The 15,757-nt window shown below is 71.6% G+C and carries 14 protein-coding genes; 2 read left to right on the plus strand and 12 right to left on the minus strand.

Going from position 1 to position 15,757, the window contains the following annotated elements; all coding sequences use genetic code 11:
* Positions 1 to 8 precede the first annotated feature (8 nt).
* Positions 9 to 1,274: a histidine--tRNA ligase gene (gene hisS / locus SM611_RS34610; RefSeq protein WP_371954555.1), complete on the plus strand. Its 1,266-nt coding sequence runs from the start codon at positions 9 to 11 to the stop codon at positions 1,272 to 1,274.
* Complete coding sequence (gene aspS / locus SM611_RS34615) at positions 1,271 to 3,031, plus strand: aspartate--tRNA ligase (RefSeq protein ID WP_371954557.1); 1,761 nt, start codon at positions 1,271 to 1,273, stop codon at positions 3,029 to 3,031. The genes hisS and aspS overlap by 4 nt, the downstream gene beginning before the upstream one ends.
* Before the next feature lie 55 nt (positions 3,032 to 3,086).
* On the opposite strand, the gene SM611_RS34620 is transcribed toward aspS, so the two are convergent.
* The 12 genes from SM611_RS34620 to pdxS form a co-directional block, all read right to left on the minus strand.
* The gene (locus SM611_RS34620; protein WP_371954614.1) at positions 3,087 to 5,261 is read right to left on the minus strand and encodes a RelA/SpoT family protein; all 2,175 of its coding nucleotides are present in this window, start codon (positions 5,259 to 5,261) and stop codon (positions 3,087 to 3,089) included.
* 619 nt (positions 5,262 to 5,880) lie between these two features.
* On the minus strand, positions 5,881 to 6,405 hold the full coding sequence (locus SM611_RS34625) for an adenine phosphoribosyltransferase (RefSeq protein ID WP_371954559.1): 525 nt from the start codon (positions 6,403 to 6,405) through the stop codon (positions 5,881 to 5,883).
* Positions 6,406 to 6,425: 20 nt separating this feature from the next.
* Positions 6,426 to 7,598 carry a protein translocase subunit SecF gene (gene secF / locus SM611_RS34630; protein WP_371954561.1) on the minus strand — a complete coding sequence of 391 codons (1,173 nt, stop codon included), beginning with the start codon at positions 7,596 to 7,598 and terminating at the stop codon, positions 6,426 to 6,428.
* Positions 7,599 to 7,601: 3 nt separating this feature from the next.
* Entirely contained in the window at positions 7,602 to 9,410 is a 1,809-nt protein-coding gene (secD, locus tag SM611_RS34635) for a protein translocase subunit SecD (RefSeq protein WP_371954562.1), read from the minus strand.
* 42 nt (positions 9,411 to 9,452) lie between these two features.
* Positions 9,453 to 9,959 (minus strand): preprotein translocase subunit YajC, encoded by a 507-nt coding sequence (gene yajC / locus SM611_RS34640; RefSeq protein ID WP_371954563.1) that lies wholly within the window; start codon positions 9,957 to 9,959, stop codon positions 9,453 to 9,455.
* A 177-nt stretch (positions 9,960 to 10,136) separates the two neighbouring features.
* A complete protein-coding gene (gene ruvB, locus SM611_RS34645; RefSeq protein WP_371954615.1) occupies positions 10,137 to 11,183 on the minus strand; it encodes a Holliday junction branch migration DNA helicase RuvB in 1,047 nt (348 codons plus the stop codon).
* Positions 11,184 to 11,251: 68 nt separating this feature from the next.
* The gene (gene ruvA, locus SM611_RS34650) at positions 11,252 to 11,857 is read right to left on the minus strand and encodes a Holliday junction branch migration protein RuvA (RefSeq protein ID WP_371954564.1); all 606 of its coding nucleotides are present in this window, start codon (positions 11,855 to 11,857) and stop codon (positions 11,252 to 11,254) included.
* Positions 11,854 to 12,429 carry a crossover junction endodeoxyribonuclease RuvC gene (gene ruvC / locus SM611_RS34655; RefSeq protein ID WP_371954565.1) on the minus strand — a complete coding sequence of 192 codons (576 nt, stop codon included), beginning with the start codon at positions 12,427 to 12,429 and terminating at the stop codon, positions 11,854 to 11,856. Before ruvC ends, ruvA begins: the two co-directional genes overlap by 4 nt.
* 151 nt (positions 12,430 to 12,580) lie before the next feature.
* On the minus strand, positions 12,581 to 13,336 hold the full coding sequence (locus SM611_RS34660) for a YebC/PmpR family DNA-binding transcriptional regulator (RefSeq protein ID WP_371954566.1): 756 nt from the start codon (positions 13,334 to 13,336) through the stop codon (positions 12,581 to 12,583).
* A 3-nt stretch (positions 13,337 to 13,339) separates the two neighbouring features.
* Positions 13,340 to 13,957: a pyridoxal 5'-phosphate synthase glutaminase subunit PdxT gene (gene pdxT, locus SM611_RS34665; RefSeq protein WP_371954568.1), complete on the minus strand. Its 618-nt coding sequence runs from the start codon at positions 13,955 to 13,957 to the stop codon at positions 13,340 to 13,342.
* Positions 13,958 to 14,072: 115 nt separating this feature from the next.
* Entirely contained in the window at positions 14,073 to 14,687 is a 615-nt protein-coding gene (locus SM611_RS34670; protein WP_371954569.1) for a DUF6928 family protein, read from the minus strand.
* A 92-nt stretch (positions 14,688 to 14,779) separates the two neighbouring features.
* Complete coding sequence (pdxS, locus tag SM611_RS34675) at positions 14,780 to 15,703, minus strand: pyridoxal 5'-phosphate synthase lyase subunit PdxS (protein ID WP_371954570.1); 924 nt, start codon at positions 15,701 to 15,703, stop codon at positions 14,780 to 14,782.
* Between the last annotated feature and the right edge of the window lie 54 nt (positions 15,704 to 15,757).

The raw sequence follows: 15,757 nt of genomic DNA on the forward strand, positions 1-15,757 counted from the left end.
AAGAGACCATGAGTTCGAGCTTCCGGGCCCCCAAGGGGGTCAGTGAATACGTCCCGCCGCGCGCGGACCTCTTCTACGCCATCCGGGAGGCGTTCGCCGAGCAGGCGCGGCTGGCCGGGTACGGCTACCTGGAGCTGGCCGTCTTCGAGGACACCAACCTGTTCCGGCGCGGCGTCGGGGAGTCCACCGACGTGGTGTCCAAGGAGATGTACACCTTCGAGGACAGGGGCGGCCGGTCGCTGACGCTGCGCCCCGAGTTCACCGCCTCGGTGCTGCGGTCCGTCCTGGAGAACAACCTCCACAAGGGCGCGCTGCCGGTGAAGGTGTGGACGACCGGGGCGGCGTTCCGCGCCGAGCGTCCGCAGCAGGGCCGGTACCGGCAGTTCTACCAGCTCGACCTGGAGGCGATCGGCAGCGAGGACCCGCAGGTCGACGCCGAGACCATCGCGATCGCGGCGAACTGGTACCGCTCCCTGGGGCTGACGCGGGTGCGGCTGCTGCTGAACTCGCTCGGCTGCAAGGAGTGCCGCCCCGCCTACCGGGCCCTGCTGCAGGAGTTCCTGCGCGGCCTCGACCTGGACGACGACACCCGCGCCCGCGTCGAGCTCAACCCGCTGCGCGTGCTGGACGACAAGCGCCCCAGGGTGCGCGAGCAGCTCGTCGGGGCCCCGCTGATGGCCGACCACCTGTGCCCGGCGTGCAAGGCCCACCACGACCGGGTCCGCGAGCTGCTCGCCGACCTCGGCATCGCGTGGGAGGACACGCCCACCCTGGTCCGCGGCCTCGACTACTACACGCGCACGACCTACGAGTTCGACCACCCGCTGCTCGGCGCCCAGTCCGGCATCGGCGGCGGCGGACGCTACGACGGCCTCTCCGAGGACATCGGCGGCCCGCCCCTCCCCGGCATCGGGTTCGGCCTCGGGCTCGACCGCACCATCCTGGCCCTGGAGGCGGAAGGGGCGGCGTTCGCGGCCAAGCCGCGCTGCGAGGCGTTCGGCGTCGCGCTCGGCGACACCGCCGAGCGCCGCATGTTCGCGCTCGTCGCCGACCTCCGCCGCGCCGGGATCGCCGCCGACATGGCCTTCGGCGGCAAGAGGCTGAAGGGCGCCATGAAGGACGCGGACCGCTCGGGCGCCCGCTACGCCGTGATCCTCGGGGAGCGAGATATCGCGGACGGCGTCGCCCAGGTCAAGGACCTGGCCGAGGGCGAGCAGACCGCCGTCCCGCTCACCGACCTCACCACGACGTTGAAGGAAAGGCTCTCCAAATGATCCGCACCCATGAGGCGGGCACGCTCCGCAAGGAGCACGCCGGGCAGCAGGTCACGCTGGCCGGCTGGGTCGGCCGCCGCCGCGACCACGGCGGCGTCACGTTCATCGACCTGCGCGACGCGTCCGGCACCGCGCAGGTCGTCTTCCGCGAGGAGGACGCCGCCCACGACCTGCGCTCGGAGTTCTGCGTCAAGGTCGTCGGCGAGGTCCGCGTCCGTCCCGAGGGCAACGAGAACCCGGAGCTGCCGACCGGGGACATCGAGGTCGCCGCGTCCGACATCGAGGTGCTGTCGGACGCCGCGCCGCTGCCGTTCCCCATCGAGGGCGACGTCAACGTCAACGAGGAGATCCGGCTCAAGTACCGGTACCTCGACCTGCGCCGCGAGTCCGTCGCCCGCGCGATGCGGATCCGCTCGGAGGCGTCGTTCCTGACGCACGAGGTGATGCGCGAGCACGGCTTCGTCAACGTCGAGACGCCGACCCTCACCCGGTCGACGCCCGAGGGCGCCCGCGACTTCCTCGTCCCCGTCCGGCTCAAGCCCGGCCACTGGTACGCGCTGCCGCAGTCGCCGCAGTTGTTCAAGCAGCTCCTCATGGTCGGCGGGCTGGAGCGCTACTACCAGATCGCGCGCTGCTACCGGGACGAGGACTTCCGCGCCGACCGGCAGCCCGAGTTCACCCAGATCGACATCGAGATGTCGTTCGCCGACCAGGACGACGTCCTGAAGGTCGGCGAGGACCTCGTGGCGCGCCTCTGGAAGGACATCGCCGGCTACGAGATCCCCCTCCCGATCCCCCACATCACCTACGCCGACGCGATGGCGCGGTACGGCTCCGACAAGCCCGACCTGCGCTTCGGCCTCGAACTGACCGACATGACCGAGTACTTCGCCGGCACGTCGTTCCGCGTGTTCCAGGCCCCGTACGTCGGCGCGGTCGTCATGCCGGGCGGCGCGGCCCAGACCCGCAAGGAGCTGGACGGCTGGCAGGACTGGGCGAAGGCCCGCGGCGCCCGCGGCCTCGCCTACGTGCTGATCCAGGAGGACGGCACCCTCGGCGGCCCGGTCGCGAAGAACCTGTCCGACGCCGAGAAGGAGGGCCTGGCCGCCGAGACCGGCGCGGCCCCCGGCGACGCGGTCTTCTTCGGCGCCGGCAAGCGGCACGCCACGCAGGAGCTCCTCGGCGCCGCCCGCCTGGAGATCGGCCGCCGCCGCGACCTGATCGACCAGTCGGCCTGGAGGTTCGTCTGGGTCGTCGACGCGCCCATCTTCGAGCCCGTCGAGGACGACAAGGGCGAGCAGATCGGCTGGACGTCCGTCCACCACCCGTTCACCGCGCCGAAGCCGGAGTACGCCGACACCTTCCACGACGACCCGGGCAGCGCCCTCGCGGACGCCTACGACCTCGTCCTGAACGGCAACGAGATCGGCGGAGGCTCCATCCGAATCCACCGCGCCGAGATGCAGCAGCGCGTCTTCGACGTCCTCGGCCTGTCCAAGGAGGAGGCCGAGTCCAAGTTCGGCTTCCTGCTGGAGGCGTTCAAGTTCGGCCCGCCCCCGCACGGCGGCATCGCCTTCGGCTGGGACCGGACGGTCATGCTCCTCGCCGGCCAGGACTCGATCCGCGACGTGATCGCCTTCCCGAAGGCCGCGTCGGGTTACGACCCGCTGACCGCCGCCCCGACCCCGATCACCCCCCAGCAGCGCGCCGAGGCGGGCGTCGACTTCGTCCCCGAGGACGAGCCCGCCGACTCCTGACCCGGACGCGACGAGGGCGGCCGCTCGCGGGCGGCCGCCCTCGTCGTGCGCGGGGTCAGCGGGTGGCGCCGCTGGTCACCCGGTAGACGTCGTACACGCCGTCGATGGAGCGGACGGCCTTCAGGACGTGCCCGAGGTGCTTCGGGTCGCCCATCTCGAAGGTGAAGCGGCTGACGGCCACGCGGTCGCGGGACGTGGTGACCGACGCCGACAGGATGTTGACGTGCTGGTCGGAGAGGACGCGGGTCACGTCCGACAGCAGGCGGGGCCGGTCCAGGGCCTCGACCTGGATGGCGACGAGGAAGACCGACTCCTCGCTCGGCGACCACTTGACGTCGATCAGCCGGTCGGGCTGGGACTTCAGGCTGGCGACGTTGGCGCAGTCGTCGCGGTGGACGGAGACGCCGTGGCCGCGGGTGACGAAGCCGACGATGTCGTCGCCGGGGACCGGGGTGCAGCAGCGGGACAGCCGCACCCAGACGTCGGGGTCGTCGGCGACGACGACGCCGGGGTCGCCCGCGGGGCGGCCCTTCTTGCGGCGGGTCGGGAGGGCGATCTCGGCGAGGTCCTCTTCGGCGCTCTCCACGCCGCCGAGGGCGTCGACGAGGCGCTGGACGACGTGCTGCGCGGAGACCTGGCTCTCGCCCACGGCCGCGTACAGGGACGAGACGTCCGGGTAGCGCATGTCGCGGGCGAGGGCGAGGAGCGCCTCGCCGGACATCATCCGCTGGAGCGGCATGTTCTGCTTGCGCATCGCGCGGGCGATGGCGTCCTTGCCGGACTCGATCGCGGTGTCGCGGCGCTCCTTGGAGAACCAGTGCTTGATCTTGTTGCGGGCGCGGGCGCTCTTGACGAAGCCGAGCCAGTCGCGGCTCGGGCCCGCGTCCTGCGACTTGGAGGTGAAGACCTCGACGGTGTCGCCGTTGTCGAGGGTCGATTCGAGGGGGACGAGGCGGCCGTTGACACGGGCGCCGATACATCGGTGCCCGACCTCGGTGTGGATCGCGTACGCGAAGTCGACGGGGGTCGCGCCCTGCGGCAGCGCGATCACGTCGCCCTTCGGGGTGAACACGAACACCTCGGAGACCGACAGGTCGAAGCGCAGCGACTCCAGGAACTCGGCCGGGTCGGCGGTCTCCTTCTGCCAGTCGAGGAGCTGGCGGAGCCACTGCATGTCGCCGGCCTTGCGGCCGCCGACCGTCTCCTCCTTGTACTTCCAGTGCGCGGCGACGCCGTACTCGGCGCGGCGGTGCATGCCCCAGGTGCGGATCTGCAGCTCGACGGGCTTGCCCTCGGGGCCGATCACCGTCGTGTGCAGCGACTGGTACATGTTGAACTTCGGCATCGCGATGTAGTCCTTGAACCGGCCGGGGACCGGGTTCCATCGCGCGTGGATCGAGCCGAGGGCGGCGTAGCAGTCGCGGACGCTGTCGACGAGGACCCGGATGCCGACCAGGTCGTAGATGTCGTCGAAGGACACGTCCCGCGCGATCATCTTCTGGTAGATCGAGTAGTAGTGCTTCGGCCGGCCGGTCACGGTGGCCTTGATCCGGGCCTCGCGCAGGTCGGTGGAGACGTTCTCGATCACCTCCTGCAGGTAGACGTCGCGGCGCGGGGCGCGCTCGGACACCAGCCGGGCGATCTCGTCGAACCGCTTGGGGTACATCGTGGCGAACGCGAGGTCCTCCAGCTCCCACTTCAGCGTGTTCATCCCGAGGCGGTGCGCGAGCGGCGCGAACACCTCCAGGGTCTCGCGGGCCTTCTTCTCCTGCTTGTGCCGCGGCATGTAGCGCAGCGTGCGCATGTTGTGCAACCGGTCGCCGAGCTTGATCACCAGGACGCGGATGTCGCGGGACATCGCCACGACCATCTTGCGGACGGTCTCGGCCTCGGCCGCCTCCCCGTACTTGACCTTGTCGAGCTTGGTGACGCCGTCGACCAGGGCGGCGATCTCGTCGCCGAACTCGGCGCTCAGCTGGTCGAGCGTGTACGGGGTGTCCTCGACGGTGTCGTGCAGCAGCGCGGCGCAGAGCGTCTCGGTGTTCATGCCGAGTTCGGCGAGGATCGTCGCCACCGCGAGGGGGTGGGTGATGTACGGGTCGCCGCTCTTGCGCTTCTGGTTGCGGTGGTAGTGCGCCGCGACGTCGTAGGCGCGTTCGATGAGCCGGAGGTCCGCCTTCGGGTGGGTGTTGCGGACCGTCTTGATGAGTGGTTCGAGTACCGGGTTCATAGTGGGGCCGCGCTGGGCGCCCAGCCTGGCGAGCCTTCGGCGCACCCGGGCGGCAGACGGTGGAATCGTGGCCGGCGTGGGCCTGGACGTGATGTCGGGCTTGGACGCGTCATCGGCGTCCTCCGTAGGGCCGCTGCGCTCGGTGGGGGGAGTGGCCTGCCGTGAGGAGCGCGCGGCGGGTTTCCCCGGTGGCGGTTTCGCGGCGGCCGGCGGGCCGGCCTCGGCCTGGTCTTCGACCGCCTGGTCTTCGGCGGCCTGCTCGTCGGCGGCCCTGTCCTGCGTTTCCGGGTCCTCGGGGGCCGGGGGGCCTCCGGCGGCGGGAGCCTCGGCGGCGGAGGTCTCGGCGGGAGGTCCGGGCGGCGGGGCCCGGTGGTCCGCGCGGCGCGGCGGGGCGGTGGACGCCCCGGCCGCCTTGACGGCCCGCTCCCCCGCGGTCTCCCTGGCCGGATGCTTCCCGGCCGGGGGCGCCGCGGCGGCGCCGCTCACCGCGCCGGTCGATACCGCCTCACCGGGCACTCAGCCTCCTCTGACCGTCCGGGCGCTGCTGTGCACGCCCCGCGGGTCGCGCCCGTCCCCACCGGACCCTGATGGCGCCAGTGTATCCGGCGGCCATTTCGCACTAGACCGTAACCAGCGAATGGACGTCCAGATTCCCCAGTTTGTCCCGTCCATGCAGGAACGACAGTTCGAGGAGGACCGACAGCCCGACGACGTCGCCGCCGCCCCTGCGGACGAGCTCGGCGGCAGCCTGGGCCGTCCCGCCGGTGGCCAGGACGTCGTCGACGATCAGCACGCGGTCGCCCTGTTCGAGGGCGTCGGAGTGGATCTCGATCGTCTCGGTCCCGTATTCGAGGTCGTAGGTCTGCCCGTGCGTCGCCGCGGGCAGCTTGCCCTTCTTGCGGACGGGGACGAACCCGGCGCCGAAGTGGTAGGCGACGGGCGCGGCGAGGATGAAACCCCGGGCCTCGATACCGACGATCTTGTCGATGGTGCCGCGGCCGTGGTGGTTGACGATCGTGTCGACGACGCCGGCGAACGCGATGTGGTCGGCCAGCAGCGGGGTGATGTCCTTGAACACCACCCCGGCCTTCGGGTAGTCGGGGATGTCGCGGATCCGCTCCTGGATCAGCTTTCCGAGGTCCACGTTCGAAGAATCCCCTCGGTCTACTTGCCGCCGCGGCGCTGCTGCCGCGACCCGCGCTTCGGCTGCTGCCGGGTCCCGGTCTGCACGACCTTCCGGACGGTGACGCTGCTCCGCACGTCCTGCGGGGCCTCGGCATCGCCGGAACCGTCGCCGTCGACGGAGCCGTCGTCGTCCGGGGGCGAGCCGGGCGCGCCCGCGCCGGCCTTGACCTTGGTGGTCGCGACCTGCTTCTGCGCGTTGCGCTCGCGGCGGGCGATGTTCTCCCGGATCTGCCGGTACTTCGGCTCGCGCTCCTTGAACTGGACGAGCAGCGGCGTCGCCACGCAGATCGACGAGTACGTCCCGACGATCATGCCGACGAACAGGGCGAGCGACAGGTCCTTCAGCGTGCCGGCGCCGAACAGCGTGGTGCCGATGAACAGGATCGCGCCGACCGGCAGGATCGCCACCAGCGAGGTGTTGAGCGAGCGGACCAGCGTGCTGCTGAGCGCCTGGTTCGCGGCCTCGCTGTAGGTGGTCTTGGAGGTCGGGCCGAGCGGTTTCGTGACCTCCTTGATCATGTCGAACACGACGACCGCGTCGTACAGCGAGTAGCCGAGGATCGTCAGGAAGCCGAGCAGCGTCGCCGGGGTGACCTCGAAGCCGGACCACGCGTACACGCCCGCGGTGATGACGAGGTCGTGGACGAGCGCGACCACCGCGGCCACGGCCATCCGCCACTCGAACGCCACCGACAGGTAGGCGATGATCAAGATCATGAAGACGAGCAGCGCCTGCCAGGCCTTCTTCTGGATCTCACCGCCCCACGAGGCGCCGACGACCTGGGTGCTGACCTTGTCGGCCGGAACCCGCAGTTCCTTCTCCACACTCGACTTCACGTCGGTGACGTGCGGGGACGACATGCTCTCCGTCGTGACCCGCCAGTCCTCGCCCGCCTTCTGCACGATCGCCTGGTGGGCGCCGCCGTCGGTGACGGCGGTGCGCACCTGCTCGATCGAGGCGCTGGGCGCCTTGAAGGTGAAGACGGAGCCGCCCTTGAACTCGACGCCGAAGTTCAGGCCCTGGACGAGCAGGCCGGCGATCGACAGCGCCAGCAGCAGCCCGGAGATCGTGTACCAGATCTTCGGCCGGCCGACGATGTCGGCGCTGATCTCGCCCCGGTAGATCCGCGAGGTGACCGTGCGCAGTCCCATGGGTCAGGCCTCCTGGCTCGTCTTGCGGGCGGTTCCGGCGGACGGCCCCTGCGCGGCGCGGTGCAGCCGCCGCGGATCGAGCCCGGACATCGGATGGCCCCGGCCGAAGAACGCGGTGCGCGCCAGCAGCGCGACCAGCGGCTTGGTGAAGAAGAACACCACGATGACGTCGATGAGCGTCGTGAGGCCCATCGCGAACGCGAACCCGGCGACGCCGCCGACCGCGAGGAAGTACAGCACCAGCGCGGCCAGGAAGGTGACGGCGTCGGCGACGAGGATGGTGCGCCGCGCCCGCTTCCAGGCGTTCTCGACCGACGAGCGCAGCTTGCGCCCGGCCCTCAGCTCGTCCCGCAGCCGCTCGAAGTAGACGATGAACGAGTCGGCGGTGATGCCGATCGAGACGATCAGCCCGATGATGTGCGGGAGGGAGAGCCGGAAGCCCATGCCCTCACCGAGGATCACCACCGCCAGGTAGGTGACGGCGGACGCCACGAGCAGGCTGGACACCGCCACCAGGCCGAGGCCCCGGTAGTAGAACAGGCAGTACAGGACGACCAGGCCGAGGCCGATCGCGCCGGCGATGAGGCCCCCGGTCAGCTGGTCGGAGCCCAGCGTGGACGAGACCTCGTCGATGGAGCTCTGCGTGAACTCCAGCGGCAGGGCGCCGTACTTGAGCACGTTGGCGAGGTCGGTGGCGTACTGCTGGTCGAAGCTCTCGGGCGGCCCGTCGATGCTGGCGGTGCCGCCGGTGATCGGGCCCTCCCGGATGGCGGGCGCCGAGACGACCTGCCCGTCCAGCACGATCGCGACCTGCGCCTGCGGCGAGGACGGGTCCTGCTGGTAGGCGCGGGACGCGTCGGTGGTGACCGCCCCGAACTGCTTGCCGCCCTTGCCGTCGAACTTCAGCGAGACCGACCAGCTCGCCTGGCCCTGCTGGGCGTTCGGCGGCATCGCGTTGGCCTTGTCGACGTTCTCGCCGAGCACCCGGACGGGGCCGAGGATGTACTTGGTGACCTGGCCGTTCTCTTCTTCCTGGTCACAGGCGGCGACGAACGCGCGGTTCGGGTCGTTCGCGCCGTCGGGGTGCCGGTCGCCGTTGTAGCAGTCGAGCGCCTCGAACTGCTTGACGACGGCCTTGTCGGTCACGCCCGGGTAGTCCTGGGCGGGGGCCGTCGGCAGCCCGGACGGCTGGACCAGCGGCGACGACGGCGACGCCGACGGGCTCGCCGTGTCCGACGGCTTGGGCGTCGGGGCCGTCAGGGCCTTCGACAGCGCCCGGCCGCGCGGCGTGGCGGAGCCGGACGGCGACGCGCTCTGCGTCGCCGACGGCGAGGCGGACGCGGACGGGGACGGGGACCCGCCGTTCTTCGCGCCCTTGTCCGCGCCGGGGCTCGGCGACGGGGCCGGCGTGGCGGCCCCGGTCGCTGGGCGCCCGTCCGCGCTCGCGAACACCTGGCGGAACTGCAGTTTCGCCGTGGTGCCGATCAGGCTGACGACGCGGCTCTGCCCCTCACCGGGGACGTTCACCACGATGTTGTTGCTGCCCTGTTTCGCGACCTCGGCGTCGGAGACCCCCAGACCGTTGACGCGCTGCGTCATGATCTTGACGGCCTGGTCCATCTGCTCGGACGGCGGGTTCTTCCCGTTCGGGGTCTTCGCCGTCAGGGTCACGGTCGTCCCACCGGCGAGGTCGAGCCCGAGCTTGGGCGTCGTCCGCCCCTGCCAGACCGCCAGGCCGGCGAGGACGACCATGACCGCGAACAGTGCGAGGAGCGTGCGCCCGGGCTTGGGAGCGTTTCTGGGCGGAGCCACTTGTCGTCGTACTTCCCGTCTTTGTCGTTCGCCGTGGGAGGGTCAGGCGGAGGGCTTGTCGGCCGCCTTGACCTTCGTCTTCCCGTTCGGCTTGGACTCGGGCTCCACGTCCTCGTCCGCTTCGGTGTCGTTCACCCCGGTCTCGCCGTCCTTGGACAGGTCGACCTCGGAGTCGTCCTTGGAGAGGTCCACGGACCCCTCGTCCTGCTCGTCGTCGTCCTCGTCGAGCTCGTCGTCGAGGTCCTCGGGGTCGGGGTCCTTCAGGACCTGCATGATCGCCTGCTTGACGAAGCGCACTTCGACATCGTCCGCGATCTCCAGAACGACGCCGTCGTCGTCGACCTCCACGACCGTGGCCTTCATGCCGCTGGTCGTCACTACGCGGACGCCGGGTTGCACGTCGTTCTGCATCTGCATCTGCTCTTTCCGGCGCTTGCTCTGCGGCCGGATGAGCAGAAGATAGAAGACCACGGGAACGGCGAGGAGCAGAAGCAGGTTGAAAGCCCCGCTACCGCCCGAATCCGCCGCGAGAATCATGTCGCTGCCCATTACTGGGGCATCCTTCCGATGTCGATTGCCCAGCCTGTGACCGGAACGGCCGCGCGCACGGGACCGCCGGCTGGAGACGGTGAACCAAGTCCCGGAGTCTAGAGAGTACGCGACACCCCGGCAACGACGCGACGAACGGCGACGCCGGGAAGTTCCCAACCCGTTATCGGATGATCACTATTCGCCCCGGCCCGCGTCTTCGTCCACGTCGAACAGGGTGCCCGCCATCGGCGCCGTCGGCGGCTGGGCGAGGCCCAGGTGCGCCCACGCGGCCGCCGTGGCGACCCGCCCGCGCGGCGTCCGCGCCAGCAGGCCCTGCCGGACGAGGAACGGCTCGGCGACGACCTCCACGGTCTCGGGCTCCTCCCCCACCGAGACGGCGAGGGTGGACAGGCCCACGGGACCGCCGCCGAACTTGCGCATCAGCGACTCCAGGACGGACCGGTCGAGCCGGTCCAGCCCCCGTTCGTCCACCTCGTACAACGCGAGGGCCGCACGCGCCGATTCCCGCGTGATGACACCGTCGGCGCGGACCTCGGCGTAGTCGCGGACGCGGCGCAGCAGCCGGTTGGCGATACGGGGGGTGCCGCGGGACCGCCCGGCGACCTCGGCGGCCGCGTCGTCGGCGATCTCGACGTCCAGCAGCGCCGCCGACCGCCGGACGATGACCTCCAGCTCGGCGGGCTCGTAGAAGTCCATGTGCGCGACGAAGCCGAACCGGTCGCGCAGCGGCCCGGGCAGCATGCCCGCCCGGGTGGTGGCCCCGACCAGCGTGAACGGCGCGATGTCGAGGGGGATGGCGGTCGCGCCCGGCCCCTTGCCCACGACGACGTCGACCCGGAAGTCCTCCATCGCCATGTAGAGCATCTCCTCGGCGGGGCGCGCCAGCCGGTGGATCTCGTCCAGGAACAGCACCTCGCCCTCGGCGAGGGTGGACAGCACCGCCGCGAGGTCGCCGGCCCGCTCGATCGCCGGGCCGGAGGAGATCCGCAGCGGCTGCCCCAGCTCCGCCGCGATGATCATGGCGAGGGTGGTCTTGCCGAGGCCGGGGCCGCCCGACAGCAGCACGTGGTCGGGCGTCCGGCCGCGCCGCAGCGCGCTCTGCAGGACGAGGGAGAGCTGCTCGCGCACCCGCTCCTGGCCGACGAAGTCGTCGAGCTTCTTCGGCCGCAGCGCGGCCTCGATCCGCTGCTCCTCGGCCCCGTCGGCGTCCGCCGAGACGATCCGCTCGAACTCCCCGCCCGCCGCTCCCGCGGGGGGACGGCCCCCCGCGGCGCCCGGCTCGCCGCCGCTCACGTGCTCAGCTTCTTCAGCGCCGACTTCAGCAGCGCGGCCACCGGCGGCGCCTCGCCGCCGTCGAGGTCGGCGGCGACGGCGTCCACGGCGGCGTCGGCGTCCTTGGCGGACCAGCCGAGGTTGATCAGGCCCATCTGCACCTGCTCGCGCCACGCCTCGCCGCGGGCGGGGGCGCGCGGCTCGTCGGAGCCGTCGCCGGTCGGCCCGCCGAGCCGGTCCCTGAGCTCCAGGACGATCCGCTGGGCCCCCTTCCTACCGATGCCGGGCACCTTGGTGAGGGCCGCGAGGTCCTCGGTGGCGACGGCGCGGCGCAGCGCGTTCGGCGTGTGGACGGCGAGCATCGCCAGCGCGATCCGGGGACCGATGCCGCTGGCGGTCTGCAGCAGCTCGAACACCGTCCGCTCGTCGTCGTCGGCGAACCCGAACAGGGTGAGGGAGTCCTCGCGGACGACGAGCGAGGTCGGCACGTTCGCCTGCTCACCGACCCGCAGCCCGGCGAGGGTCGCGGGCGTGCACTGCACCGACAGGCCGACGCCGTGCACGTCGATCACCGCGCCGTCGGGCGCGGCGGCGGCCACCCGGCCGCTGACGAAGGCGATCACTGGGCTGTTCCTCCTCTGCTGCGGGCGGCGAGCCGGGCGCGCTCGGCCCGGGCCGCCTCCTCGATCCGCGACCGCTGCGCGTGTGCGAGCCGCTGCTGCGCTCCCCCGCGCCACACGTGGCAGATGGCCAGCGCGAGCGCGTCGGCCGCGTCCGCCGGCCTGGGGGCCGTCTCCAGCGACAGGAGCCGGGTCACCATCCGGGTGACCTGCGCCTTGTCGGCGCGGCCATTCCCGGTGACGGCGGCCTTGGCCTCGCTCGGGGTGTGCAGCGCGACGGGCAGCCCGCGCCGGGCCGCCGCGAGCATCGCGATGCCGGCGGCCTGGGCGGTGCCCATGACGGTCCGGACGTTGTGCTGGGCGAACACGCGCTCGACGGCGACGGCGTCGGGCCGCAGCTCGTCCATCAGCGCCTCGACGCCGTCCTCGACGGCCAGCAGGCGCAGGGCGTGGTCCTCCCCGGCGTCGGTCCGCACGACGGAGACGTGCACCAGGTGGAGCCGCTTGCCGGGGGCGCCCTCGACGACCCCCACCCCGCACCGGGTGAGCCCGGGGTCCACCCCCATCACCCGCACGGCCGCTCCTTCGATCATCTGTTCGGCCGCCAACGCTACCAACCGGGCGGCCGCCCGTGGAGGGCGCCGCCGCGTGTCCCGGAATAAATCCGGGCGCGGACGCGCGACACCGCCGCGTCCCGGCCGGGGCGCGGCGGCGTCGGAGCGGTGCTCAGGCGTCCAGCGAGGCCATGACCTCGTCGGGGACGTCGAAGTTGGCGTAGACGTCCTGGACGTCGTCGGAGTCCTCCAGGGCGTCGAGGAGGCGGAAGACCTTCTTGGCGTTGTCCTCGTCGAGGGGGACGGTGACGCTCGGCAGGAACTTGCTCTCGGCCGACTCGTAGTCGATCCCGGCCTCGACCAGGGCGGTGCGGACGGCGACCAGGTCGCCGGCCTCGCTGACGACCTCGAAGTTCTCGTCGTCGAGCTCGTTGACCTCCTCGGCGCCGGCGTCGAGGACGGCCATCATCACGTCGTCCTCGCTGGTGTTCGCCTTGGGGACGATCACGACGCCCTTGCGGTTGAACATGTAGGAGACCGAGCCCGGGTCGGCGAGGGAGCCGCCGTTGCGGGTGAGGGCGACGCGGACCTCGGAGGCGGCCCGGTTGCGGTTGTCGGTGAGGCACTCGATGAGGACCGCGACACCGCCGGGCGCGTAGCCCTCGTAGGTGATGTTCTGCCAGTCGGCGCCCCCGGCCTCCTCACCGGCGCCGCGCTTGCGCGCGCGCTCGATGTTGTCGTTGGGGACGGAGTTCTTCTTCGCCTTGTAGATGGCGTCGTAGAGGGTGGGGTTCGCGTCGGGGTCGCCGCCGCCGGTGCGGGCCGCCACCTCGATGTTCTTGATCAGCTTCGCGAAGAGCTTGCCCCGCTTGGCGTCGAGGGCCGCCTTCTTGTGCTTGGTCGTCGCCCACTTGGAATGGCCGGACATCTGTCACTCCTCCTCTGTCGTCCGGCGCACCAGATCGGCGAAGTAGTGGTGCACGCGGAAATCGCCTGTCAGCTCCGGATGGAACGAGGTCGCCATGAGACGTCCCTGACGAACGGCGACGATCCTACCGGCGTTCGGGCCGCTCTCGGCGCGTCCGAGGATCTCGACGGCGTCGCCGACGGACTCCACCCAGGGCGCGCGGATGAAAACGGCGTGGTACGGCGTGTCCCCCATGCCGGTCAGCGGCACCGAGGCCTCGAAGGAGTCGACCTGCCGGCCGAACGCGTTGCGCCGCACGGTCATGTCGATCCCGCCGACGGTCTCCTGGCCCGCGACGCCGTCCCGGATCCGGTCCGCCAGCATGATCATGCCGGCGCAGGAGCCGTAGGCGGGCAGGCCCGCCTCGATCCGCTTGCGCAGCGGGTCGAGCAGTTCGAAGGACCGCGCCAGCCGCCACATCGTCGTGGACTCCCCGCCGGGCAGGACGAGGCCGTCGACGCGCTCCAGCTCCTCGGGGCGGCGAACGCTCAGGGTGCGCGCCCCCGCGGCCTCCAGCGCGCGGGCGTGCTCGCGCACGTCGCCCTGCAGGGCGAGGACACCGATCGTCGGCACAGTCGTCACGTGCGAACCTTCCGGGGATGCGGGGGCCGTCCCAAAACCCTAGACGTTCCTTACAACGCGCCGCGACCTGGCCGGTCTTCCCCCGGCGGGGCGGTGTCGCGGGGCGGCGCCCGGGTCAGGCGTGCTTGAACCGCCGGAGGGGTAGCTCCAGCGGGAGGAAGCCGTCGGGGCCGCGGTCGGCGATGCCGCGGCCGAACATGTGCGCCTCGGCGAGCGCGAGCCCGAACTCCTCCGGGTCGAAGGGCAGCGGGACGTCCGCCGCGCCCGCGTCGATGGCGCGCCAGAACGGCCGCTCGGCGGGCAGCCGCTCGCCCTGGTCGACGACGACGCCGTCCTCGGAGGTGACGAACACGTCGCGGAGCAGTTCGCCCGACTCGTACCAGCGGAACCAGCACCCGCTGATCACGCTGTGCAGGACGAGGACGCCGCAGTGCGAGCCGGGCAGCGCGGCCGCGGCGGTGTCGGCGATCCGGCGGGCGTCGTCGTCGAGGCAGAACAGCCGCCGGTCGCACAGCAGCAGGGCCCGCTCGAACGCCCCGACGAACAGCTCGTCCTCGTAGGGCCAGAGCGCGAAGTCCAGGACCGTGTCACCGGTCTCGGTCAGGGTGTCCGCCGGGTAGAGGCCGCGGGCGATCGCCGCCGCGGCGTCCGGGTCCGGCACGAGGCCCGGCCGGAACACGTCGCCGGGTTCACCCGCGCTCGCGCACGCCAGCGCGACCGACCAAGCCATGCTCTCCCCTCCCGCGGCCGGGCACCGCCTCCCGGCCACGCCGTCAGGTTAACCCGGCCGGGGCCCGGTGTGGAGCCCGGGCCCCGCCGCACTCACCAGCCGCGGCCCGCGAACTTCTGGTCCTCGCCGAGGGAGGCGGCGCTGATGCCGACCATGGCCTCGCCGAGCCCGCGCGACACCTTGGCGATCACGTCGGGGTCGTCGTGGAAGGTGGTGGCCTTCACGATGGCCTCGGCGCGCTGGGCCGGGTTACCGGACTTGAAGATCCCGGAGCCGACGAAGACGCCCTCGGCGCCGAGCTGCATCATCATGGCGGCGTCGGCCGGGGTGGCGATGCCGCCCGCGGTGAACAGCACGACGGGCAGCTTGCCGGCCTGCGCGACCTCCTTGACCAGCTCGTAGGGGGCCTGGAGCTCCTTGGCGGCGACGTACAGCTCGTCCTCGGGCAGCGACTGCAGGCGGCGGATCTCCTGCCGGATCCGCCGCATGTGGGTGGTGGCGTTCGACACGTCGCCGGTGCCGGCCTCGCCCTTGGAGCGGATCATCGCCGCGCCCTCGGTGATGCGGCGCAGCGCCTCGCCGAGGTTGGTGGCGCCGCACACGAAGGGGACGGTGAACGCCCACTTGTCGATGTGGTTGTCGTAGTCGGCCGGGGTGAGCACCTCGGACTCGTCGACGTAGTCGACGCCGAGGGCCTGCAGGACCCGGGCCTCGACGAAGTGGCCGATCCGGGCCTTGGCCATGACGGGGATGGAGACCGCGCCGATGATCCCATCGATCATGTCGGGGTCGCTCATCCGGGAGATGCCGCCCTCGGCGCGGATGTCGGCGGGCACCCGCTCCAGGGCCATGACGGCGACGGCGCCGGCGTCTTCGGCGATCTTCGCCTGCTCGGGCGTGACGACGTCCATGATCACGCCGCCCTTGAGCATCTCCGCCATGCCGCGCTTGACGCGGGCGGTCCCGGTCTCGGGCGCTGCGTTGTCAGTGGCGGGAGTGGAAGTGGACACGGGCATTCCTCACGTGGGCGGACGACAAATCACTTTCCATGATATTGCCTGCTCGCGGGA

The organism is Actinomadura monticuli, assembly GCF_041463655.1.
Classification (GTDB): domain Bacteria; phylum Actinomycetota; class Actinomycetes; order Streptosporangiales; family Streptosporangiaceae; genus Spirillospora; species Spirillospora monticuli.